We start from the raw sequence: 21,837 nt of genomic DNA, 5'->3' as shown, positions 1-21,837 counted from the left end.
CCGAGGGAGGTCCCGTGCCGACCGTGCCGACCGTGCCGACATCCCGCGGGCTGCTGTGGGCCGGCGTCGCGGCGGTGGCCGGGGGCGCGGTGCTCTGCGTCCTGGGCTGGTACGGCGTCTCCGGCGAGCGCTTCGCGGAGCGCCAGCTGCCCTACCTCGCCTCGTGCACGGTGCCGGGGGCCGCGCTGATCGTGGCGGGCGCGGTCCTCGTGGCCGGGGCGGTGCTGTCCTCGGCCCGTGCGCCGGACGGGCGGACCTCCGGGCCGGCCGGACCGGAAGCCGCCGCCGAGGCCCTCGCGGCGGACGGCGCTCCGCCGCCCTCCTCCACCGACCCCCCGGTCCGGGTGCCGGGCGGGACGCTGGCGCACCGCCCCGACTGCCCGCTGGTGGCGGACCGGTCGGACGCCGAACCGGCCGGGGAGGCCGAACTCGACCCCTGCCCGGTGTGTGAGCCGTGGCCTCGCTGACGTACGACCTCACGCTCGCCGGGCTCGCGGTGGGCAGCGCCGCCGCGCTCACCGGCATCGGGCTGATCGTCACCTACCGGGCGACCGGGGTGCTCAATCTGGCGCACGGCGCGATCGCCATGGTCTGCGCGTACGTCCTGCGGCAGGTGGTGGTCGAGTGGGGCTGGCCGCTGCCGCTGGGCGCGCTGGTGACGCTCCTCGTGGTCGCGCCCGGCATCGGTCTGGCCCTGGACCGGGCGGTGTTCCGGCCGCTGGCGGTGCTCGGCTCGAACCCGGCGCAGACCCTGGTGGCCTCCATCGGGGTCTTCGTCCTCCTGGTGGGCGGGGCGGCGCTGCTGTGGGGCACGGGGGCGCGGGCGGACGCGCCGGTGCTCCTCGGCGACGATCCGTGGACGCAGCTCGCGGCGGTGGTCCTGCTGGCGGTCGCGGTGGGCGTGGTGACCCGGTGGACCCGCTTCGGCCGGGAGCTGCGGGCCGTGGTGGACAACCGGCCGCTGGCGATGCTGGGCGGCATCGACGCGGACCGGGTGGCGGCGGGCGGCTGGGCGTTCGGCGCGTTCACGGCGGGGCTCACGGGTGTCCTGCTGGCCCCGTACGTACGGCTCGACCCGTACGGGATGCCGCTCCTGGTCGTCGAGGTGATCGCGGTCGCGGTGGTGGCCCGGATGCGCAGCCTGCCGGTCGCGATCCTGACGGCCCTCGCGCTGGGCGTGGCGCAGGCGCAGCTGACCCGCCTCCACCCGGAGGGCTGGGCGGGCCCCCTGGTGCAGGCGCTGGGGGCGAACCTGTTCGTGGTGGCGCTCCTGGTGGCCGCCCTGGCCGTGCCGGGGATCGGGGGGCCCGGCAGGGACGCGCTGCCTCTCCCGTCCGTGGCCCCTCGCACCCCTACGGGGGTGTGGTTCACGGTCGGGGTGCTCTTCCTGCTGCCGCTGGGCTTCGCCGGTACGGACCTGCACACGGCCGTCCAGGTGCCGGCGCTCGCGATCGTGCTCCTGTCCCTGGTGGTCGTGACGGGGCGGGGCGGCCAGATCGCCCTCGGCCAGGCGGCGTACGCGGGCCTCGGCGCCCTGTTCACGGCGCTGCTCGCGACGGACGGCCTGCCGGAACTCCTCGCGCTCGCGCTCGCCGTGCTCCTGGTCGCCCCCCTGGGACTGGTGACGGGGTGGCCGGCGATCCGGCGCCACGGTCTCGCCCTGGCGCTCGTGACGCTGGCGGTCGGGGTGGCCGTGAGCCGGTTCGTGTTCGCGCAGCCGTACGCGACGGCGGGCCTTGAACTCGGCCGCCCGGCGGGCTTCGCGGACGACCGCCGCTACTACGCCCTGGAGCTCGTGGTCCTGGCCGGTTGCCTGGTCCTGGTCGCGGCGCTGCGCCGGGGCCGCACGGGCCGCGCGCTCGCCGCACTGCGCGACCACGAGGCGGGCGCGGAGGCGTCCGGGGTACGGGTGAGCCTGCTGAAGCTCCTCGCCTTCGTCCTGGGCGCGGCCCTGGCGGCCCTGGGCGGTGGCCTGCTGGGCATGGGCCTGCGCGCCTTCGACCCGGAGGCCTACGACCCGGTCCGCGGCCTCCTCTGGTTCGCCGCGATCGTCGTCCTGGGCGCCGACAGCCTCCTGTCGCCCCTGGCGGCCGCGGCGCTCCTGGTGGGCCTGGACGCGGGCACGCGGGGCGGTGTGGCGGCGGCTACGATCGGCGTCCTCGCGGCCCTGACGGGCCGCATCCCCCCACTGACGTCCTGGCTGCCAGGGCGCGAACACACACCCGCAACCGCCGACGGCGGGCCACCACCCACAGGTGGACCCGCACCTTTGTCGACAAGCAGTACGGGCGGTGCGGGTGGTATCCCCAGCCCGGCCGAAGGCCGGGCGCACCCCCACCGGCCGGCACCGGCCCACCGCACCTCACCCGCACCCGCCCCCGCGAGGCTCACCGCTCACGACCTCACCCTCACCCACCCCGGCGGCCTGACCGCCCTCTCCCACGTCACCCTCGCCCTCGCCCCAGGGCGCGTCACCGCCCTCGTCGGCCCGAACGGCGCCGGCAAGAGCACCCTCTTCGACTGCCTCGCCGGCACCCTGCGCCCCACCCACGGCCGCGTCACCCTCGACGGCGCCGACATCACCGCCCGCCCCGCCCACGCCCGTACCCGCCTCGGCGTCGCCCGCTCCTTCCAGCAGCTGGCCGTCTTCCCCTCCCTCACCGTCGAGGACAACGTCCGCATCGGCGCCGAGCAGGGCCACCACCGCTCCCCCGCCCACACCGAACAGGCCCTCCGCCTCCTGGGCCTGGCAGGGCCCGTCCGCCGCCTCCCCGCCGCGGACCTGCCCACCGGCACGCTGCGCCGGGTCGAGCTGGCCCGCGCCCTCGCCGGCCGCCCGCACACGCTCCTCCTCGACGAGCCCTCCGCCGGTCTGGACGCCGCCGAGACCGAGGCCCTCGCCCGGATCCTGGCCGCACTTGCCGCGGACGGCCTGACCGTCCTCGTCGTCGAGCACGACCCGGACCTTGTCGCGGGGCTCGCCCACACCGTGCACACCATGGAAGGGGGCCGGATCGTGTCATGAGCGTCGAGATCGCGCTGCGCGCGGCCCGCGTCCGCTACGGCCCCCTGGAGGCCCTGCACGGCCTCGACCTGCCCGTCCCGGCCGCGACCGTGACCGTCCTCGTCGGCCGCAACGGCTCCGGCCGCACCTCCGCGCTGCGCGCCCTCGCCGGGACGGTCCCCCTCGCCTCCGGCCGGGTCCTGTGGCGCGGCGCGGACGTGACCCGCCTGCACGCCCACGCCCGGGCCCGGCGCGGACTGTGCTTCGTACCCGACCTCCGAGCGGTCTACGCGACACTCACGGTCGCCGAGAACCTGGACCTGGCACCGGGGGACCGGGATGCGGCCCTCGCCGCGTACCCCGAACTCGACCCCCTCCTCCCCCGCACCGCCGGCACCCTCTCGGGTGGAGAGCGCCGGATGCTGGCGCTCTCCCGGGCCCTGCTGACCCCCGCCCGCGTGGTCCTGGTCGACGAGCCGTCCCTCGGTCTGTCGCCCGAGGTGTCCTCCCGTACGTACCGGCTGCTCGCCGCCCTCGCCCGGACGGGCGGCGCCGCCGTCGTCCTCGCCGAGCAGCGCCCCCCGCCCGGTCTCCCGGCCGGCACGCTCCTGCACGAACTGCGCCGCGGCTCCCTCGCCTTCAGCGGGGAGGCGGCGGAGTTCACCTGAGCACGGTAAGCGGCGAGATCCGCAGCATCGTGCCGACGAGCAGCCGGTTCGGGTCCGCCCCCACCACGCTCCGGTTCGCCTTGTACAGCGCCTGCCAGCCGCCCGCGATCCCGAACCGCGTCGCGACCTTGCTGAGTGTGTCGCCCGGCTGCACCACATGGGCCCGCCCGCTCAGCTTGTACCGCTTCGAGCAGACCGGCCAGGCCTCCCAGCCCTGGGTGCGGAGCACCGCCTCGGCGACCGCGATCTGCTGCTGACGGGTCGCCAGGTCGGCGCGCCTGGCGTACTTCAGACCGCCGTGCTCCTCCCAGGTCGGCTGCCAGAACTGGAGTCCGCCGTAGAAGCCGTTGCCGGTGTTGATGTGCCAGCGGCCGCTGCTCTCGCACTCGGCGACGCAGCCCCACGGCCACTGGTCCTTGGCGCAGGCGTAGGCGGGCGCCGCGGGCGTCCGCCGTTCGGCCGCGGCCCGGGTCGGCGCCGCCGACTGCGCCGGTGCGGGAACGAGCGCGAGGAGCGCGGCCGCCGACGCCGCTGCTGTCCACCATCTGATCTTCGACATCGCGGCAGGCTAGGCAGCACAAGCGGGTGCGGGCGCCGTGCCGCGCGGGAGGACGCGCACGCCCCACCCGGTCGGAGTCACACAAGTTGCCGCACCCGGACGCGTGACCCCGGCCGATCCTTCCCCGTTGAACTCGTCATGAGACGAGCCGGGAACCGCCCGGCGTCGCACGTACCGAGTCCAGGGAGCCCCCCGTGCCGCGCATGCTCGACGTCAGCGAGGACGTACGCGCCGAGATCGGCGACGAAGAAGCCGACCGGCTGCTCGCCGGCGACAATGCCCCGGGCAGCTACGACTGCACCTCCTGCCGCACGCCGGGCGACTCCGAGCAGGAGCGCACGAGCACGGTGCTGTTCGTCGGCGAGGAGACCGCTGTCCTGGCGTTCGCCCACGCCAGCTGCATTCCGTCCCAGGTCGTCAAGGTCGCCGAGGAGCAGCTCCAGGGCGCCGTCCGCTCCATCGCCGCCACGGACGCGGCGGACGAGCTGAGCGCCGCCCACCCCGAGCAGGCGGTCCTCGGTGTCACCAGCGGTCTCGTCCTGATCGAGGGCGAGCTGCACCCGGCCCTGGTCGTCGAGCCGACGGCGCCGGTGGCCCGCCCGGGTACGGACGGGCTGAGCGACGAGTTCCTGCCGCTCCTGGTCGAGCAGGGCTTCCAGCCGGTCGCCGACGTGAACCAGAAGCCGGGCACCCTCCCGGGCTGGTCGGTGCTCGTCGCCATGGGCCAGCTGCACTCGGTGCTCCAGCCGGGCACGGGCGGCACCGGTCAGGCCGCCTGGTGGCAGGCGCACCAGCCGCTGCAGGTCACCGAGGGCTGGCGCGCGGCGGCGAACAAGTCGCACACGGTGCTGGTCTTCGCCGCCCCGGTGGGCTCGATCGGCCAGCAGCCGCGCGAGGACCTGCTCCGCGACGCCCTGGAGAAGGCCGCGGCGAACGGCCGTCTGGTGGCCGCCGCGATGCCGCTGGCCGGCACGTGACGGAGCACGGGCGCCGAGGCATAGGACCACCGGGTTTCGGCCCCTGGGTCCCGACCGTGCCCCGGCCTCGGCAGGCGCCTCTTTCGGAGAGCCGCCCGCATCCGACGGAGGGCGGGGTCGTTGGCACGTACGTGCACACATACGACCCACTCCGCCAGCCCGTTCCGAGTCCGATCCCGTCCATGCGCCCGGCGCAGGACCTCGTGGGAGGCCAGTCGGCGACGCCGATCTACGACGCGCTGTACTCGGAGTACCGCCGGTCGTTCCGCGCGCTGCCGGGTGATCGCAGCGGCGAGGAGGACCTCGGCTTCCGGGCCTTCGGGACGCCGGTGAGCACGGGGCTCTACGGGAGCCACGGGAGCCAGGCACAGGGACACCGGTACACGGCGCATCCGACGGCGTGGTCGGCGCAGCACCACGTCCCGGCGGCACTTCCGCCGGGGCCCCGCAGGGGTTTGTAGCACCGAGCGGGACGGACCCGTGGAACACGGCGGAGGGCCGGGGCGGATCGCCCCGGCCCTCCGCCGTTGTCCGTACCGCCGTACGGCTGCCTACTTCTTCCGGCCGCGCTTCTCGCGGACCCGCACCGAGATGTGGATCGGCGTGCCCTCGAAGCCGAACTCCTCGCGCAGCCGGCGCTCGACGAAGCGGCGGTAGCCGGCCTCGATGAAGCCGGAGGCGAAGAGCACGAAGCGGGGCGGCTTGGTGCCCGCCTGCGTACCGAAGAGGATGCGGGGCTGCTTACCGCCGCGGACCGGGTGCGGGTGGGCGGCGACCAGCTCGCCGAGGAAGGCGTTCAGCCGGCCGGTGGGGACGCGGGTCTCCCAGCCGGCGAGCGCGGTCTCGATCGCCGGGACGAGCTTCTCCATGTGGCGGCCGGTCTTGGCGGAGACGTTGACCCGAGGCGCCCAGGAGACCTGCTGCATCTCGGTCTCGATCTCGCGCTCCAGGTAGTAGCGCCGCTCCTCGTCCAGCTCGTCCCACTTGTTGTAGGCGATGACGAGCGCGCGGCCCGACTCCACGGCCATCGTGATGATGCGCTGGTCCTGGACCGAGATGTTGTCGGTGGTGTCGATGAGGACGACGGCGACCTCGGCCTTCTCGACCGCGGCGGCGGTGCGCAGGGAGGCGTAGTAGTCCGCGCCCTCCTGGAGGTGGACCTTCTTGCGGATGCCGGCGGTGTCGACGAACTTCCAGACCTTGCCGCCGAGCTCGATCAGCTCGTCGACCGGGTCGCGGGTGGTGCCGGCCAGCTCGTTGACGACGACCCGGTCCTCGTTGGCGACCTTGTTCAGGAGCGAGGACTTGCCGACGTTCGGGCGGCCGATGAGGGCGACGCGGCGGGGGCCGCCGATGGCGTTGCCGAAGGTCTGCGCGGGCGCCTCGGGCAGGGCCTCCAGGACGGCGTCGAGCATGTCGCCGGTACCGCGGCCGTGCAGCGAGGAGACCGGGTGCGGCTCGCCGAGGCCGAGCGACCACAGGGCGGTCGCGTCGGCCTCGCCGGAGGGGCCGTCGACCTTGTTGGCGCACAGGACGACGGGCTTGCCGGCCCGGCGCAGCAGCTTGACGACGGCCTCGTCGGTGTCGGTGGCGCCGACCGTGGCGTCGACGACGAAGACACAGGCGTCGGCGGCCTCGATGGCGTACTCCGCCTGGGCGGCGACGGAGGCGTCGATGCCGAGGACGTCCTGCTCCCAGCCGCCGGTGTCGACGACCTTGAAGCGGCGGCCCGCCCATTCGGCCTCGTAGGTGACGCGGTCGCGGGTGACGCCGGGCTTGTCCTCGACGACGGCCTCACGGCGGCCGATGATCCGGTTCACCAGGGTCGACTTGCCGACATTGGGGCGGCCGACGACGGCGAGGACGGGGAGCGGGCCGTGCCCGGCCTCCTCGATCGCGCCTTCGACGTCCTCGACGTCGAAGCCCTCTTCCGCGGCGAGCTCCATGAACTCCGCGTACTCGGCGTCGCCAAGTGCCCCGTGGTCGTGCTGGTCGTTCATGAAGTCCGTTCCTTGATCATTCGTGGTCGGTGGGTCTTCGGCGGTCCGAGCCGCCGGGCCCACTACTGAGAGTGTCGCTCAGCGCCCGGTGAGGCGCCTGGCGTTTTTCAGGTGGCCGGTCAGCCGCTCCTGAATGCGGACGGTGGCCTCGTCGAGCGCCTTGCGGGTGCGTCGGCCGGTGCCGTCGCCCGCTTCGAAGGCCTCGCCGAAGACGACGTCGACGCGGCTGCGCAGCGGAGGCAGTGCCTTGACCAACCGTCCGGAGCGCTCGGAACTTCCGAGCACCGCCACCGGGACGATCGGCGCGCCGCTGCGGACCGCGAAGTACGCGAGGCCCGCGCGCAGGGAGGCGAAGTCTCCTTCGCCGCGGGTGCCCTCGGGGAAGATCCCGAGGACTCCGCCGTGCTCCAGGACCGCGAGGGCGTTGCCTATCGCGTTCCGGTCGGTGCTGTCCCGGTCGACCTTGAGCTGCCCGATGCCCTCCAGGAAGGGCCCGAGGGGCCCGACGAAGGCTTCCTTCTTGATCAGGAAGTGCACGGGCCGGGGGGCCGTGCCCATGAGCATGGGGCCGTCGATGTTGTGTGCGTGGTTGACGGCGAGGATGACGGGGCCGGCGGCCGGCACCCGCCAGGCGCCGAGGACGCGCGGCTTCCACAGGCCGTACATCAGCCCGATGCCGATGCCACGCCCGACGGCGGCGCCCTTCGCGGAGGGCTGGGTCACTTCGCGGCCGCCCTCTTCTCCTCCACCAGCGTGACGACGCACTCGATGACCTGGTCCAGGGTGAGGTCGGTGGTGTCGACCTCGACGGCGTCGTCGGCCTTGGCGAGCGGGGAGGTCTTACGGCTGGAGTCCGCCGCGTCCCGCGTGATCAGGGCCTGCTGGGTGGCGGCCACGTCGGCGCCCTTGAGCTCGCCGGAGCGGCGGGCCGCACGGGCCTCGGGGGACGCGGTGAGGAAGATCTTGAGGTCGGCGTCGGGCAGGACGGTGGTGCCGATGTCCCGGCCCTCGACGACGATGCCGCCCTCGGCGTTGCGCGCGATGGTCCGCTGCAGCTCGGTGATCAGGGCCCGGACCTCGGGGACGGCGCTGACGGCGCTGACCTTCGAGGTGACCTCTTCGGTACGGATGGGCCCGGCGGCGTCGGCGCCGTCGACCGTGATCGTCGGCCGGGACGGGTCCGTGCCGGAGACGATCACGGGCTTGGAGGAGGCGTTGGCGACGGCCTCGGTGTCGTGGACGTCGACGCCGTTGCTGATCATCCACCAGGTGATGGCCCGGTACTGCGCGCCGGTGTCGAGGTAGCTCAGCCCCAGCTTGGCGGCAACCGCCTTCGAGGTGCTCGACTTGCCCGTGCCGGAGGGCCCGTCGATGGCGACGATCACGGTTTCCACGGTGGGGAACACCTTCCTGGGGTGAGCGGAGAGGCCTCGCGGAACGCGGGGGGCCACCCCAAGGTTACCGAGTCCCGGCCACCCGTCCGGCCGAGTCCCCCCTGAGGGCCTTCCCGGTCACCCCGCCCGCAGCGCCCAGCCCCGTTCCCGCAGCGCCGCGCCGAGCGTGGGCGCGGCCGACGGCTCCACCATGAGCTGGACCAGACCCGCCTGCTGCCCGGTCGCGTGCTCGATGCGGACGTCCTCGATGTTGACGCCCGCGCGACCCGCGTCGGCGAAGATGCGGGCCAGCTCGCCCGGCTGGTCGCTGATGAGGACGGCGACGGTCTCGTACGTCGTCGGCGCGGCGCCGTGCTTGCCCGGGACCCGGGCGCGCCCGGCGTTGCCCCGGCGCAGGACGTCCTCGACGCCGTCGGTGCCCTCGCGCCGCTTGTCCTCGTCGGAGGACTGGAGCGAGCGGAGCGCCCGGACGGTCTCGTCCAGGTCGGCCGCGACGCCCGCGAGGACGTCGGCGACGGGGCCGGGGTTCGCCGACAGGATCTCGACCCACATGCGCGGGTCGGAGGCGGCGATCCGGGTGACGTCGCGGATGCCCTGCCCGCAGAGGCGTACGGCCGTCTCGTCGGCCTCCTCCAGGCGGGCGGCGACCATCGAGGAGACCAGCTGCGGGGTGTGCGAGACGAGGGCGACCGCGCGGTCGTGGGCGTCGGCGTCCATGACCACGGGGACGGCGCGGCAGAGCGCGACCAGCTCCAGGGCCAGGTTCAGGACCTCGGTGTCGGTGTCGCGGGTCGGGGTGAGGACCCAGGGGCGCCCCTCGAAGAGGTCCGCGGTGCCGGCCAGCGGTCCGGAGCGCTCCTTGCCGGACATCGGGTGTGTGCCGATGTAGGCGGTGAGGTCGAGGCCGAGCGCCTCCAGCTCCCTCTTCGGGCCGCCCTTGACGCTGGCGACGTCGAGGTAGCCGCGCGCGGCGCCCTCGCGCATGGCGGCGGCCAGGGTGGCGGCCACGTGCGCCGGGGGTACGGCGACGATCGCGAGGTCGACGGGTCCCTCGGGCGCCTCGTCCGTGCCGGCGCCGAGCGCGGCGGCCGTGCGGGCGCGGGCGGGGTCGTGGTCGCGGAGGTGGACGGCGATGCCGCGGCCGGCCAGCGCGAGCGCCGCCGAGGTGCCGATCAGGCCGGTTCCGATGACGAGCGCGGTTCTCACTGGGCGATGTCCTTGCGCAGGGCGGCCGCGGCACCGAGGTAGACGTGCGCGATCGCGGACTTGGGCAGCTCCGACTCGATGTGCGCGAGGAGTCGTACGACCCTCGGCATGGCGCCCTCGATGTCCAGCTCCTGCGCGCAGATCAGCGGCACGTCGACGATGCCGATGCGGCGCGCGGCGGCGGCCGGGAAGTCGCTGTGCAGATCGGGCGTGGCGGTGAACCAGATGCTGATCAGGTCGTCGGCCGTGAGGCCGTTGCGTTCGAGGACGGCGGTGAGCAGCTCCTCGACCTGCTCGCTCATGTGTCCGGCCTCGTCCCGTTCCAGCTGGACGGCGCCTCGGACCGCTCGTACCGCCACGTCGTGCTCCTTACCTGACCTGCCCATGACCCGCGCGCTCGGTGCGAGAGTGCTCCGATCAGCCTAGTCAGCCGCGCGGACAGCCCGTCGCGGCGACCGCCCTCCGAGACGAGGGGGCCGCCGCGGGGTGGGCCGGGTCAGAGCTGCTGCGCCTTGATGAGGTCCTCCAGGGAACCCGACGGCACCTGGCCCGAGGGGGTCAGCTTGTCGACGGCCTGCGGCAGGAGGTGGGCGATCTCGTCGGCGGCCTGCTCGGTGCTGACCCCGTTCTCCTGGGCGACCTTCTGCAGGGCCTCGTCCGGGAGGGCCTCGGCGATCTGGGCGCCGCTGACGGGCTGGTTCTGACCGTTGCCGACCCAGGACTGGGCCTGGTCGGCGAGGCCCGACCTGGTCAGCATCTCCATCAGACCGCCGAGCGGGTTGGAGCCGTTGCCGGCGCCGCCACCCGCGCCGCCGCCCATCAGCGCGCCGAGCAGCGAGCCGAGGATGTTGCCGCCGCCGGCGCCCTGCTGACCGCCGCCGCCGAGGAGGCCGCCGAGCAGACTGCCGAGATCGTTTCCAGCCATGGTCCTGCCTTTCACTCCGGTACGGAACACGGCCAATGTCACCCAGACCACCCCCTTCCGCCACTCGGGGTATCCGGCGCCGACGGGAGGCGTCGACGGGCGGCGCGGTACAACTGTCGGCATGCTGCTGCACGTCGTACCGCTGGACGAATGGTCCGCCGATCCCGGACTCCCCTACGCCCCGCCCTCGCTGGCCTCGGAGGGCTTCGTGCACTGCTCGCCGGACGAGCACGCGGCCCTGACGGTCGCGGACGCGCACTACCGGGGCGTGCCGGGACCGCTGCTGGTCCTGGTCGTCGACGAGCGCCTGCTGGGCGCCGAGGTGCGCTGGGAGGGCTCGGAGGACGCGCTCTTCCCGCACGTGTACGGGCCGATCGAGCGGGCGGCCGTCACGGGCGTCCTGGAGGTGCGCCGGGACTCCGACGGCCGTGCGAGGGAGCTGACACCCTGGTCCTAGGGCGCGCCCGGACGCCGCACACCGGGCCGTACTTTCCGGGCCCTAGGGCGTGTTGCCCGCCCCGGGCGGGGTGCGCGGCCAAGCTGTACGGCATGAATCCTGAAGCCACGAACCGCCGTACCGTGCTCCTCGCCGGGGCGGGTTCCGTCGCCGTGCTCGCCACCGGCTGCGGCTCCGACGGCGACAACGGCGGATCGGCCGAGAGCCCGACGCCGAGCGGCCCGGCCACCACGGCCGAGCCGACCGCCTCGGCGTCGGAGACCGCCGCGCCGCCGCCCACGGCTCCGGGCGGGGACGCCCTGACGAGCACGACCGACGTCCCGGTCGGCGGCGGCACGATCTTCAAGGAGGAGAAGGTCGTCGTCACCCAGCCCACCGCCGGTGACTTCAAGGCCTTCTCGGCGATCTGCACCCACCAGGGCTGCATCGTCGCCAAGGTCGAGAACGGCACGATCGACTGCGCGTGCCACGGCTCCAAGTTCCGAATCACGGACGGCTCGGTCGTCAACGGGCCGGCCACGCGCCCGCTCCCGGCCGAGGAGATCACCGTGTCGGGAGACAACATCACCCTCGCGTAGCCTGACCCGCATGACTTCGGCAGACCTGGTGCGCGACCACACGATCTACTCCTGCGTCATGGGGTCGCGCGCCTTCGGTCTGGAGACGGAGGACAGCGACACCGACCGCCGGGGTGTCTTCCTCGCCCCGACCCCGCTGTTCTGGCGCTTCGACAAGCCGCCGGCGCACGTGGAGGGGCCGGCGGAGGAGCAGTTCAGCTGGGAGCTGGAACGATTCTGCGAGCTGGCGCTGCGCGCGAACCCGAACGTCCTGGAGTGCCTGCACTCCCCCGTCGTCGAGCACATCGACGACACCGGCCGCGAACTGGTCGCGCTGCGCGAGGCCTTCCTCTCCCGCCGGGCGCACCAGACCTTCGTCCGGTACGCGGGCGGGCAGCGCAGGAAGCTCGACGCGGACGTCCGCCAGTACGGCCGTCCGCGCTGGAAGCACGCGATGCACCTGCTGCGGCTCCTGATGAGCTGCCGCGACCTGCTGCGCACCGGTGAACTGACCATCCACGTCGGCACCGACCGCGACCGCCTCCTGGCGGTGAAGCGCGGCGAGGTGCCGTGGGCGGAGGTCGAGACCTGGATGAACCGGCTCACCGAGGAGGCCGACGCGGCCGCGAGCGGTTCGCCGCTGCCGGCCGCCCCGGACCACGGCCGCGTCGAGGACTTCCTGATCCGCGCGCGCCGCGCCTCGGCCCTGCGCGCCCTGGGGGCCTAGCGGCCCAGGACGCCGTCCAGCCGCACCCGTACGACGAGGTCGTGCAGTGCCTCCTGGGCCTTGGGCGCGTCCCCGAGCGCCGTCGCCGCGTGCGCGGCGTCCAGCTCTCCGTGCAGCGCCTCCACGTCCTCGCGGAGCCGGGCCAGGTCCACCTCGGCGCGCCCGTGCTCGGCCTCCTCCTTGGCGGCGATCAGCTCCGCCCCGTAGGCGGGCGCCTCCGCGACCTCTTCGAGCAGCGTGGGCAGATGCGCCTGGACCTCGCCGGAGCGCATCAGATGGATGCCGGTGAGCAGCGCCCGGAGGGTGTAGAGCAGCGGCTTCAGCTCCTCCGTCTTCTCGAAGAGCCGCCACTGCGTCGCGGCGAAGCCACGGTAGTGATGGGCGTGGTGGTGGGTGAGCACATCGGGTGCCAGGGCGACGAGTTCGGTGTGCGCCTCCGAGGTATGGGCCACCAACGGGGAGAGCAGCTGCTCCAGTACGTATCCGTTGCGGCGCAGCATGAGCCGGACGAACTTGCGCAGGTCGTGCGTGACGAGATCCATCTCCACGCCGTCCCGGTCCCACATCCGGCTGCGGGTCTCCTCGGGCTCACGCAGTCCGATCAGCCCCGCCACCGGCAGCAGGTGCACACCACGCAGGTCCACGTCCGAGTCGCGGGACGGGAATCCGTACAGGTGCGCCCCCGAGACGGTGGCGAAGAGCAGGGGATCGGGCTGTTCCGCGACGACGGCGGAGAGGTCGACTTGCGGTACCAGGGCTACGGTCATGGCCCCAGCTTCGCAGCCGCGGCTCACGCGTCCCAGAGGGCACCGAAGGTGAGGAGTTCGGAGTGGTGCTCGATCTGCTCCTCCCACTCCTTGGGCCACGCCCCCGCGCCCAGGTGGGCGCCCGCGAAGGCACCCGCCAGGCAGGCGATCGAGTCGGAGTCGCCGCGGGTGCAGGCGGCCCGGCGGAGGGCGGTGAGGGGCTCCTCGGGGAAGAGCAGGAAGCAGAGCAGGCCGGTGGCGAGGGCCTCCTCGGCGATCCAGCCGTCGCCCGTGTAGGTGCAGGGGTCGAGCTCCGGGTCCGCGGTGCGCTGGACGGCGTCGAGGCGTTCCAGGACCGCCAGGCACTCGTCCCAGCCGCGCTCGGCGAAGTGCCGGGCCGACGGGTCCTGGGAGCGGGTCCACAGGTCGCCGAGCCAGCTCTCCCGGTACACGGACCGGTTCTCGTACGCGTACGAGCGCAGGTGCCCCACCAGGCCCGTCGGGTCGACGCCCTGGGCGAGCAGGTACACGGCGCGGGCGGTCAGGTCGGAGGCGGCGAGCGCGGTGGGGTGGCCGTGGGTCAGGGCCGCCTGGAGCTGGGCCGCGCCGGCCCGCTGCTCCTCGCTGAGTCCGGGCACGAGCCCGAGCGGCGCCACGCGCATGTTGGCGCCGCACCCCTTGGAGTGGATCTGGCTGGCGTCCTGCCACACCCGGTCGCCGTCGAGGAGGTCGCAGGCGCTCAGACAGGTGTTGCCGGGCGCCCTGTTGTTGTCCGGGGAGTGGTACCAGGCGACGAACTCCTCGCGGACCGGCGGCTCCATCGACTGCGGGGCGAGCACGCCCCGGTCCATGGCGGTCCTGATGCCGCGTGCCAGGGCGAGCGTCATCTGGGTGTCGTCCGTGATGTACGCGGTGCCGCGCTGCACCGGCAGCTCCATGGCCCGCCAGGGTCCGGACTTCGCCAGGATCGCGGGCACGTCGTGGAACTCGGTCGGGAAGCCGAGCGCGTCCCCGAGCGCGAGACCGATGAGGGAGCCGGTGGCGGCCTGCTTGGGCATGGTCATGAGTATGTTCGTCCTTCCGGTCGCAGCAACGGCGGGTGGAGGGCCGTGGCCTCCCCCGCCCGGTAGAGAGCGGCCGGTTTCCCCCGTCCGCCGGTGAGGCGCGGCGGTCCCTCCACGGCCTGGACGAAGCCGGGCGTGGTGAGGACTTTGCGCCGGAAGTTGGGGCGGTCGAGTTCGACGCCCCAGACGGTCTCGTACACCTGCCGCAGCTCGCCGAGGGTGAACTCGGGCGGGCAGAAGGCGGTGGCGAGACCGGTGTATTCGAGCTTGGCGCCGACGCGGTCGTGCGCGTCGGCGAGGATCCGGTCGTGGTCGAAGGCGAGCGGCGCCCCGGACCCCCGGCGCCCGTACGGCACCCACTGGGCGTGCGCCGCGTCGCCGCCGCCGCGCGGCTCCGGGGCGTCGGGCACGAGAGCGGCGAAGGCGACGGAGACGACCCGCATCCTCGGGTCGCGGTCCGGTTCGCTGTACGTCCGCAGCTGTTCGAGGTGGAGCCCGGAGACGGTGTCGTCGGACAGGCCGGTCTCCTCGGCCAGTTCGCGGCGGGCGGCGGACTCGGCGGACTCACGCGGCAGGACGAAGCCACCGGGGAGCGCCCAGACCCCGGCGTACGGCTCCTGGCCTCGTTCGACGAGCAGGACGTGCAGCTGCTCGTCGCGGAGGGTGAAGACGGCCAGGTCCGCGGTGAGGGCGAACGGCTCGAAGGCGCGGGCGTCGTAGCCGTGCGCGGTCGGGGTGGGGTTCATCGGCGCTCCGGAAGCGGGTCGGCGAGGTCCCAGCCCTCGGCGAGCAGCGCGTCCACGGCGGCGACCGCCGCGGCGAGGCGTTCCTCGTGCGGTCCGGTGAGCAGGGCCGTGCGGCGCCCGGTGTGGGCGAGCTGGGTGTGGAAGCGGGCCGTCATCCAGGGCCGCAGGTGCTCCCCGTCGCGCAGCCCGTCGTCCTCGAAGGCGACCCCCCGGTGGTCGGTGAGCAGCCACAGATGCTGCCGGCCGCGCGCGGCGATCTCGCCGGTCGCGGGGCTCGTGGTGCCCATGTACCGCTCGTGCCAGATGGTCGTGGCGAAGGCGTCGGTGTCGCAGAAGAGGACCGGCGAGCCGGTCCGTGCCGCCTCCTCCTCCCGCTCGGCCTGGCGCAGCGCGATGAGCGGGAAGTCCTCGGAGTGGAAGGACACGTCCTCCCAGCCGGCCTCGGGGCGCAGGGCCCGCAGCTCGGCGAGCTTGAGTTCGCTGAACTCCCGGCCGAACTCGGGCACCCAGCGTGTCCGGGCCCAGACCCCGCCGCGGGCGCGGTAGTGCTCGGCGAGCGCGCGGGCCATCGTGGTCGTGCCGGTGGACTCCGCGCCGAGGACGACCACGCGGCGGGTGAGCGCGGCGCGCACCGGGGCTTCGAGGAAGTCCCAGGAGCCGACGGGGTCCTTGCGGACGGCGGTGCCGGAGACGGGGAAGAGCGTACGGTCCGGGTCGACGCAGACGGCGTCGGCGCCGAAGCGACGGCCCAGCTCCTCCCCGTACGGCTCCGAGGTGAAGACCGCGTCGACCGGCTCGCGCACCGCGCCCCGGAAGACCGCCATGTGGGCCTCCCACACATCGGGGTCGTGCAGATCGACGGGGATGTCGTCGACGGCCCCCACGACCAGCGCGTCGGGGTGGACCTCGCGCATCCAGGCCACGCGCTCGTCCAGGGTCAGGCTCTCCACGGAGGAGGCGCAGACGAGCACGGTGAGGCGCTCGCACCGGTCGCGAGCGGTGCGGACGAGATGGTGGTGGCCGGCGTGCGGCGGGTAGAACTTGCCGAGGACCAGGCCGTGCCCGTAGCGCTTCATGCGACCGCCTCCCTCTCGACGGTACGACCGCGGGCGGCGAGGTCGCGGCTCCAGCCGCGCAGGCCGAGGACGCAGAGCGTCATGAAGCCGACGTACAGCAGGGCGGTCAGGTACAGCTCCTTGTACGCGTACAGCGGCACGTACACGATGTCGGCGGCGATCCAGAGCCACCAGGACTCCAGGCGCTTGCGGCACTGGCCGTAGGTCGCCATGAGGGAGAGCGCGGTCGTCAGGGCGTCCCAGAAAGGGACGGTCGAGTCGGTCGCGCGGTCGAGCAGCAGCGTGAGGCCGAGGGTCCCCACCACCCCCGCCGTGAGCAGCCAGGTCCATTCGGCGCGCGTGGTGCGACGCACCGGGAGCGTGTCGGAGCCTGGTCCACCCCCGTGGGTCCAGGTCCACCAGCCGTACACGGCGAGGGTGATGAAGACGATCTGGAGGCCGGCGTCGGCGTAAAGACCCGCCTGCGTGAAGAGCAGGACGAAGAAGAGGTTGTTGGCGATGCCGACGGGCCAGTTGGCGAGGTGCTGGCGGGCGACGAGCCAGACGCAGAGCGCCCCGCTGCCGAAGCCGAGCACCTCGGTCCAGCTGACCGGGGTGTCGAGCAGGGTGAAGAGCGGCTGCTGCAGGGGTTCGAGTACGTCGGCGAGGCTCACGCCCACCTCCTTAAGAGTCACGTTGACTATAAAGGGCGGCGGGCTTCGCCCACAAGTACGAAGAAGCCCGCGACCGCCGAGCGGTCACGGGCCTCTTCGTGTCGGGCGTGTACGGACTACATGCCGACTTCCTTCATCAGCATGCCGACCTCGGTGTTGGTCAGGCGGCGCAGCCAGCCGGACTTCTGGTCGCCGAGCGCGATCGGCCCGAAGGCCGTGCGGACCAGCTTCTCGACCGGGAAGCCGGCCTCGGCGAGCATGCGGCGCACGATGTGCTTGCGGCCCTCGTGCAGCGTGACCTCGACCAGGTAGTTCTTGCCGATCTGCTCCACGACGCGGAAGTGGTCGGCGCGGGCGTAGCCGTCCTCCAGCTGGATGCCGTCCTTGAGCCGCCGGCCGACCTCGCGGGGCAGCGGTCCCGTGATGGCCGCCAGGTAGGTCTTCTTCACGCCGTACTTCGGGTGCGTGAGGCGGTGGGCCAGCTCACCGTGGTTGGTGAGGAGGATGATGCCCTCGGTCTCGGTGTCGAGCCGGCCGACGTGGAACAGCCGCGTCTCCCGGTTGGTGACGTAGTCGCCGAGGCACTGACGGCCGTCGGGGTCCTCCATCGTGGAGACGACACCGGCCGGCTTGTTCAGCGCGAAGAAGATGTACGACTGGGTCGCCACGGTCAGACCGTCGACCTTGATCTCGTCCTTCTCCGGGTCCACCCGCATGCCCTGCTCGAGCACGATCTCGCCGTTGACCTCGACCCTGGCCTGCTCGATGAGCTCCTCGCAGGCACGCCGCGAGCCCATGCCGGCGCGGGCGAGCACCTTCTGCAGCCGCTCGCCCTCCTGCTCGGCGCCGGGGAACGTCTTCGGGGTCTTCACCTGCGGCTTGTTCGCGTACCGCTCCCGGTTGCGCTCCTCGGCACGGGCGTCGTACTCACGCGAGCGCGCCGGTGCCGTACGCCCGCCACCGCGCTGCGGGGACTGCTTCGGTCCGCCCTTGGCGCCACCGCGGGCGGCCGAGCCACGGCCGCGCTTGGGGCCGTCGGAGGGGCCGCTCACGTCGTACTGGCGCTCCTCGGGGCGCGGCTTGCGCGGGCGACCGCCGCCACCGCTGCCGCCGCCCTGCCGGTCGTCACGGCTGTTGCCGGCGCCCCGGTAATTGCCGCGGCCACCGCTGTTGCCACCACGGCTCCCGCCGTTGTTTCCGCTGTTCCTGCCGCTGCTGCTTCGCATCAAATGTCCGTCGTCTTGTCGTCTTCGTCTTCGCGGTCCGGGAGATCCGGATCGAACGACGGGACCCCTTCCAGCGTGTCCGCCTCGATCGCGTCCGCCTCGGGGAGGAAGGGCGCGAGCTCCGGGAGCTCCTCAAGGCCGCGCAGGCCCATCCGCTCCAGGAAGTAGTTCGTCGTCCTGTACAGGATCGCACCTGTTTCGGGTTCCGCGCCCGCCTCCTCCACGAGACCGCGCTGAAGGAGGGTGCGCATGACCCCGTCGCAGTTCACTCCGCGCACGGCGGAGACGCGGGAACGGCTCACCGGCTGGCGGTACGCGACGACGGCGAGGGTCTCCAGGGCCGCCTGGGTGAGCCGGGCCTGCTGGCCGTCGAGGACGAACGCCTCGACGGCGGCGGCGTGCTCCGGGCGGGAGTAGAAGCGCCAGCCGCCCGCGACGAGCCGCAGCTCGAAGCCGCGCCGCTGGACGGTGTACTCGTCGGCCAGCTCGCGCAGGGCGTCGCCGACCTCGCGCGGCGTCCGCTCCAGGACCTTGGCCAGGTGGGCCTCGGTGGCCGGCTCGTCGACGACCATGAGGACGGCTTCGAGGGCGGGCTTGAGGTCGTGTTCCGTCTCGCTCACGCCTTCTCCTCCACTACGTGGTCGAACTCGTCGGTGACCTGGGCGTCCTGCTCCCCGCCGACCCAGGTGACGGTCAGCTCGCCGAGCGCGTCCTCCTGGTCGAGGGCGACGGCCTTCTCCCGGTAGAGCTCCAGGAGGGCGAGGAAGCGGGCGACGACGGTGAGGGTGTCGGCGGCGTCCTCGGCGAGCTCCCGGAAGCTGACGCTCCCGCGCTCGCGCAGCAGGGCCATCACGAGACCCGCCTGTTCGCGGACGCTGACCAGGGGGGCGTGGATGTGGTCGACGTACACCTGCGGCTTGGCCCTGGGCTGCATGGCCTTCACGGCGAGCTTGGCGAAGCCCTCGGCGCCGATGGAGATGACGACCTCGGGGAGCAGCTCGGCGTGGTGCGCCTCCAGCCCGACGGTTCGGGGGTGGCGCCGGCCCTCGGTCTCCCAACGGTCCTCGAAGATCGTCGCGATCTGCTTGTACGCCCGGTACTGGAGCAGGCGCGCGAAGAGCAGGTCCCGCGCCTCCAGGAGCGCGAGGTCGGCCTCGTCCTCCACCTCGGCGGCGGGCAGCAGCCGGGCGGCCTTGAGGTCGAGCAGGGTCGCGGCGACGACGAGGAACTCGGTGGTCTGGTCGAGGTCCCAGTCGGGCCCCATGGCCCGGATGTGCGCCATGAACTCGTCGGTGACCTTGGAGAGGGCGACCTCGGTGACGTCCAGCTTGTGCTTCGAGATGAGCTGGAGGAGGAGGTCGAACGGCCCCTCGAAGTTCGCCAGCCGAACGGTGAACCGCCCGTCGTCCCCGCCGGGCGCCTCCGCCTCGGAGTGCGACGGCGCCGCGGGAGGCGGCGGCTCGGCGGGTTCGGACACATCGACGGGCTGGAGGGGCTCCGACCCGTCCGACGGGTCGCTCGCGATGCCGTGCACGGCGGCCGGCTCGGCCTCCGCAGGGGCCTCCGCGGGCAGGGGCTCGGTGGCCGGCGGCGTTCCCGGTCCACCGGCGGACGGGGGGGCCTCGGCGGCCTCCGTCGGCTCCTGCGGGGCCGGGCCCGCCCCGGGGGCCTCGGGCCCCGCGGACCGGGGCGCGCCCGTGCCCGGGCCCTGGCCCAGGGCGCGGCGGCGCGGTGGGCGGGACGTTTCGGCAGGGGGTGGGGGGATCGGGGTCCAGAGAGGGGCAGGGGCTTCGCAGCCCGCAGGCTACCCTCAGCGGCCGCGCAGGCGGCGCACGAGGATGCTCGCGTCGCCCCGGGACTCCAGGTCGGCGAGGACCACCGCGACCGCCTCGCGGACGATCCGGCCCCGGTCCACGGCCAGGCCGTGCTCGCCACGGAGCACCAGACGGGCGTGCTCCAGGTCCATCAGCTCCTCGGCGGAGACGTAGACCGTGATCTTCTCGTCGTGCCGCTCGCGCCCGCTCGGCCGCCGGTTCGGCGACCGCCCGCGCCTGCGCGCCTGGGCGGCAGGCGCCGGTGCCGGCGCGGGAACCTGGGACTCCGCGGCGCGTGACCGCGGCTCGGGCTGCTCGGCGGACTGCGCCGTCGAGTGCTCGGCGGAGGCCGAGCCGGCAGCGGGACCCGGGGCGGACCCGGAGCCGGAGCCGCTGCCCGAGCCGGAAGCCGCGCCCTCCGCGGCCTCCGTGTCGCTCTCACCCGCGGGGGCCGGTACCCGGCCACGGGGCGAGGAGGACTGCAGCGCCATCCCCCCGGTCGTACGGAACAGTTCGTCGGCGCCGGGCAGACTCACTCGGCGTGACACCGGGCGAGCACCTCCCTGGCGAGCTGACGATAGGCGGCTGCACCCACCGAGTTCGACGCGTACGTCGTGATCGGCTCACCGGCGACGGTGGTCTCCGGGAAGCGCACGGTACGGCCGATGACCGTGTGGTAGACGTGGTCGTCGAAGGCCTCGACCACCCGCGCCAGGACCTCACGGCTGTGCACCGTACGGGAGTCGTACATCGTGGCGAGGATGCCGTCGAGCTCCAGCTCGGGGTTGAGCCGCTCCTGGACCTTCTCGATCGTCTCGGTCAGCAGCGCCACACCGCGCAGCGCGAAGAACTCGCATTCCAGCGGCACGATGACCTTGTGAGCCGCCGTCAGGGCGTTCACGGTCAGCAGGCCGAGCGAGGGCTGACAGTCGATCACGATGTAGTCGTAGTCGTTCATCAGCGGCTTCAGGGCGCGCTGCAGCGTCGACTCGCGCGCGACCTCGCTGACCAACTGCACCTCGGCGGCCGAGAGGTCGATGTTGCTCGGCAGCAGGTCCATGTTGGGCACGGCGGTCTTGAGGAGCACCTCGTCCGCCGACATGCCCCGCTCCATGAGCAGGTTGTAGACGGTGAGGTCGAGCTCCATCGGGTTGACGCCGAGGCCGACCGACAGGGCTCCCTGCGGGTCGAAGTCGACGAGCAGCACCCGCCGTCCGTACTCCGCGAGCGCGGCACCCAGGTTGATGGTCGACGTGGTCTTGCCGACGCCGCCCTTCTGGTTGCACATCGCGATGATCTTCGCGGGGCCGTGGTCGGTCAGCGGACCCGGGATCGGGAAGTACGGCAGGGGCCGTCCGGTGGGGCCGATCCGCTCGCGGCGCTGCCGGGCAGCGTCGGGTGCGAGGGTGGCCGCGTACTCCGGGTCGGGCTCGTACTCGGCGTCGGGGTCGTAGAAGTGCCCCTCGGGCACCTCGTCGTAGGCGGCGAAGTGGGTGGACTCTCGGCCACTCTCGTTGCCGGCCGTGGCGTTCACGTGTAGGCCGTCCATCATCTTCATCGTGTGGGCTGTCGTCACGGGCTGAAGCGTCGCGTGGGTCTCGTGGTTCGCGGCGGTCGCGAACGTCCGGACGGCGACGGAGCCGACAGGGATTCCTGGCTGTCCGCCCCCGGGAGTAAATGTCGACTCATTCACAAGTCGTCTTACCTCCTTGGATGTGACCAGGAACATTTATCGATAGGTCAGCGTGGCACCATGCCGACGGTTGGCGACTCTATGGCGTGTCACCGCTCCGCAGCAACACAATCCGCCGGACCCGGCCCGATGTGTCGGCAACCGAACACCTCTCTGTCAAGGGTGCACGGCCACGCATCCGCACGTTTCGGGGGTGTGCGAAACGGTTAAAGGGTTACGTTCGAGGCGAGTTGCACGGCGCCCCGGACGTGGCCGGATGCGTGAGGTTGACGGCGCGCCTTGACGCGACGTCCGGGAGACTCAGCCCAGGAGGGTGGTCAGCTCGACGTGCTCGAGGCCGTGCGC

At 73.3% G+C, this 21,837-nt stretch carries 25 protein-coding genes; 8 read left to right on the top strand and 17 right to left on the bottom strand.

The features are described 5' to 3' along the window. Positions 1–32 precede the first annotated feature (32 nt). The 3 genes from AB0E14_RS14160 to AB0E14_RS14150 are packed head-to-tail and all read left to right on the top strand — an operon-like array spanning position 33 to position 3,672. Positions 33–467: a hypothetical protein gene (locus AB0E14_RS14160; protein WP_362416088.1), complete on the top strand. Its 435-nt coding sequence runs from the start codon at positions 33–35 to the stop codon at positions 465–467. Next, positions 455–3,025 (top strand): ATP-binding cassette domain-containing protein, encoded by a 2,571-nt coding sequence (locus tag AB0E14_RS14155; RefSeq protein WP_362416084.1) that lies wholly within the window; start codon positions 455–457, stop codon positions 3,023–3,025. Before AB0E14_RS14160 ends, AB0E14_RS14155 begins: the two co-directional genes overlap by 13 nt. Then, the gene (locus AB0E14_RS14150) at positions 3,022–3,672 is read left to right on the top strand and encodes an ATP-binding cassette domain-containing protein (protein WP_362416081.1); all 651 of its coding nucleotides are present in this window, start codon (positions 3,022–3,024) and stop codon (positions 3,670–3,672) included. The genes AB0E14_RS14155 and AB0E14_RS14150 overlap by 4 nt, the downstream gene beginning before the upstream one ends. Here the strand turns inward: AB0E14_RS14150 and AB0E14_RS14145 are convergent. Next, positions 3,665–4,231, bottom strand: a complete 567-nt coding sequence (locus tag AB0E14_RS14145; RefSeq protein ID WP_362416078.1) for a transglycosylase family protein — start codon at positions 4,229–4,231, stop codon at positions 3,665–3,667. The two genes, AB0E14_RS14150 and AB0E14_RS14145, sit on opposite strands and share 8 nt — an antisense overlap. Positions 4,232–4,425: 194 nt before the next feature. Here AB0E14_RS14145 and AB0E14_RS14140 point away from each other — a divergent pair, with 194 nt between their 5' ends. Further along, the gene (locus AB0E14_RS14140) at positions 4,426–5,208 is read left to right on the top strand and encodes a hypothetical protein (RefSeq protein ID WP_362416075.1); all 783 of its coding nucleotides are present in this window, start codon (positions 4,426–4,428) and stop codon (positions 5,206–5,208) included. Between the two features lie 131 nt (positions 5,209–5,339). Further along, positions 5,340–5,669 carry a hypothetical protein gene (locus AB0E14_RS14135; RefSeq protein ID WP_362416072.1) on the top strand — a complete coding sequence of 110 codons (330 nt, stop codon included), beginning with the start codon at positions 5,340–5,342 and terminating at the stop codon, positions 5,667–5,669. A gap of 90 nt (positions 5,670–5,759) precedes the next feature. Here the strand turns inward: AB0E14_RS14135 and der are convergent, their stop codons facing one another. The 6 genes from der to AB0E14_RS14105 all read right to left on the bottom strand — a co-directional run bounded on the left by der (position 5,760) and on the right by AB0E14_RS14105 (position 10,733). Beyond that, positions 5,760–7,208: a ribosome biogenesis GTPase Der gene (gene der / locus AB0E14_RS14130; RefSeq protein ID WP_362416069.1), complete on the bottom strand. Its 1,449-nt coding sequence runs from the start codon at positions 7,206–7,208 to the stop codon at positions 5,760–5,762. 78 nt (positions 7,209–7,286) lie between these two features. Then, on the bottom strand, positions 7,287–7,874 hold the full coding sequence (locus AB0E14_RS14125; protein ID WP_362416275.1) for a lysophospholipid acyltransferase family protein: 588 nt from the start codon (positions 7,872–7,874) through the stop codon (positions 7,287–7,289). Positions 7,875–7,927: 53 nt separating this feature from the next. Beyond that, positions 7,928–8,614, bottom strand: a complete 687-nt coding sequence (gene cmk, locus AB0E14_RS14120) for a (d)CMP kinase (RefSeq protein WP_362416066.1) — start codon at positions 8,612–8,614, stop codon at positions 7,928–7,930. 105 nt (positions 8,615–8,719) lie between these two features. After that, positions 8,720–9,808, bottom strand: a complete 1,089-nt coding sequence (locus tag AB0E14_RS14115; protein ID WP_362416064.1) for a prephenate dehydrogenase — start codon at positions 9,806–9,808, stop codon at positions 8,720–8,722. Next, positions 9,805–10,167, bottom strand: a complete 363-nt coding sequence (gene aroH / locus AB0E14_RS14110; RefSeq protein ID WP_362416062.1) for a chorismate mutase — start codon at positions 10,165–10,167, stop codon at positions 9,805–9,807. The genes AB0E14_RS14115 and aroH overlap by 4 nt, the downstream gene beginning before the upstream one ends. A 137-nt stretch (positions 10,168–10,304) precedes the next feature. Beyond that, entirely contained in the window at positions 10,305–10,733 is a 429-nt protein-coding gene (locus AB0E14_RS14105) for a YidB family protein (protein ID WP_362416060.1), read from the bottom strand. Positions 10,734–10,854: 121 nt separating this feature from the next. On the opposite strand from AB0E14_RS14105, the gene AB0E14_RS14100 reads away from it, so the two are divergent. The 3 genes from AB0E14_RS14100 (at position 10,855) to AB0E14_RS14090 (ending at position 12,474) form a co-directional block, all read left to right on the top strand. Beyond that, complete coding sequence (locus AB0E14_RS14100; RefSeq protein WP_362416272.1) at positions 10,855–11,190, top strand: DUF952 domain-containing protein; 336 nt, start codon at positions 10,855–10,857, stop codon at positions 11,188–11,190. A gap of 92 nt (positions 11,191–11,282) precedes the next feature. Beyond that, positions 11,283–11,768, top strand: coding sequence for a Rieske 2Fe-2S domain-containing protein (locus tag AB0E14_RS14095; protein ID WP_362416058.1), 486 nt, complete (start codon positions 11,283–11,285; stop codon positions 11,766–11,768). 10 nt (positions 11,769–11,778) lie between these two features. After that, a complete protein-coding gene (locus tag AB0E14_RS14090) occupies positions 11,779–12,474 on the top strand; it encodes a nucleotidyltransferase domain-containing protein (RefSeq protein WP_362416056.1) in 696 nt (231 codons plus the stop codon). Here the strand turns inward: AB0E14_RS14090 and AB0E14_RS14085 are convergent. From AB0E14_RS14085 to AB0E14_RS14040, 10 genes are all read right to left on the bottom strand, one after another. After that, positions 12,471–13,241, bottom strand: coding sequence for a nucleotidyltransferase domain-containing protein (locus AB0E14_RS14085; protein ID WP_362416054.1), 771 nt, complete (start codon positions 13,239–13,241; stop codon positions 12,471–12,473). The two genes, AB0E14_RS14090 and AB0E14_RS14085, sit on opposite strands and share 4 nt — an antisense overlap. 23 nt (positions 13,242–13,264) lie before the next feature. Beyond that, positions 13,265–14,284 (bottom strand): ADP-ribosylglycohydrolase family protein, encoded by a 1,020-nt coding sequence (locus AB0E14_RS14080; RefSeq protein WP_362416052.1) that lies wholly within the window; start codon positions 14,282–14,284, stop codon positions 13,265–13,267. After that, on the bottom strand, positions 14,281–15,030 hold the full coding sequence (locus AB0E14_RS14075) for an NUDIX domain-containing protein (protein WP_362416050.1): 750 nt from the start codon (positions 15,028–15,030) through the stop codon (positions 14,281–14,283). The genes AB0E14_RS14080 and AB0E14_RS14075 overlap by 4 nt, the downstream gene beginning before the upstream one ends. Continuing rightward, positions 15,027–16,106, bottom strand: coding sequence for an AAA family ATPase (locus AB0E14_RS14070; protein WP_362416048.1), 1,080 nt, complete (start codon positions 16,104–16,106; stop codon positions 15,027–15,029). Before AB0E14_RS14070 ends, AB0E14_RS14075 begins: the two co-directional genes overlap by 4 nt. Continuing rightward, positions 16,103–16,759: a nicotinamide riboside transporter PnuC gene (gene pnuC / locus AB0E14_RS14065; protein ID WP_362416046.1), complete on the bottom strand. Its 657-nt coding sequence runs from the start codon at positions 16,757–16,759 to the stop codon at positions 16,103–16,105. Before pnuC ends, AB0E14_RS14070 begins: the two co-directional genes overlap by 4 nt. A 116-nt stretch (positions 16,760–16,875) precedes the next feature. Next, the gene (locus AB0E14_RS14060; RefSeq protein ID WP_362416044.1) at positions 16,876–17,985 is read right to left on the bottom strand and encodes a pseudouridine synthase; all 1,110 of its coding nucleotides are present in this window, start codon (positions 17,983–17,985) and stop codon (positions 16,876–16,878) included. After that, positions 17,985–18,605 carry an SMC-Scp complex subunit ScpB gene (gene scpB / locus AB0E14_RS14055; protein ID WP_362416042.1) on the bottom strand — a complete coding sequence of 207 codons (621 nt, stop codon included), beginning with the start codon at positions 18,603–18,605 and terminating at the stop codon, positions 17,985–17,987. Before scpB ends, AB0E14_RS14060 begins: the two co-directional genes overlap by 1 nt. Beyond that, on the bottom strand, positions 18,602–19,702 hold the full coding sequence (locus AB0E14_RS14050) for a segregation/condensation protein A (protein WP_362416270.1): 1,101 nt from the start codon (positions 19,700–19,702) through the stop codon (positions 18,602–18,604). Before AB0E14_RS14050 ends, scpB begins: the two co-directional genes overlap by 4 nt. Positions 19,703–19,795: 93 nt before the next feature. Further along, positions 19,796–20,335: a hypothetical protein gene (locus tag AB0E14_RS14045; protein WP_362416267.1), complete on the bottom strand. Its 540-nt coding sequence runs from the start codon at positions 20,333–20,335 to the stop codon at positions 19,796–19,798. Then, entirely contained in the window at positions 20,332–21,357 is a 1,026-nt protein-coding gene (locus AB0E14_RS14040) for a ParA family protein (protein WP_329125763.1), read from the bottom strand. Before AB0E14_RS14040 ends, AB0E14_RS14045 begins: the two co-directional genes overlap by 4 nt. Between the last annotated feature and the right edge of the window lie 480 nt (positions 21,358–21,837).

It is taken from the genome of Streptomyces sp. NPDC047981 (assembly GCF_040653315.1).
In the GTDB taxonomy this organism is placed as follows: Bacteria; Actinomycetota; Actinomycetes; order Streptomycetales; family Streptomycetaceae; genus Streptomyces.
This window is presented reverse-complemented; position numbering and strand designations above follow the sequence as displayed.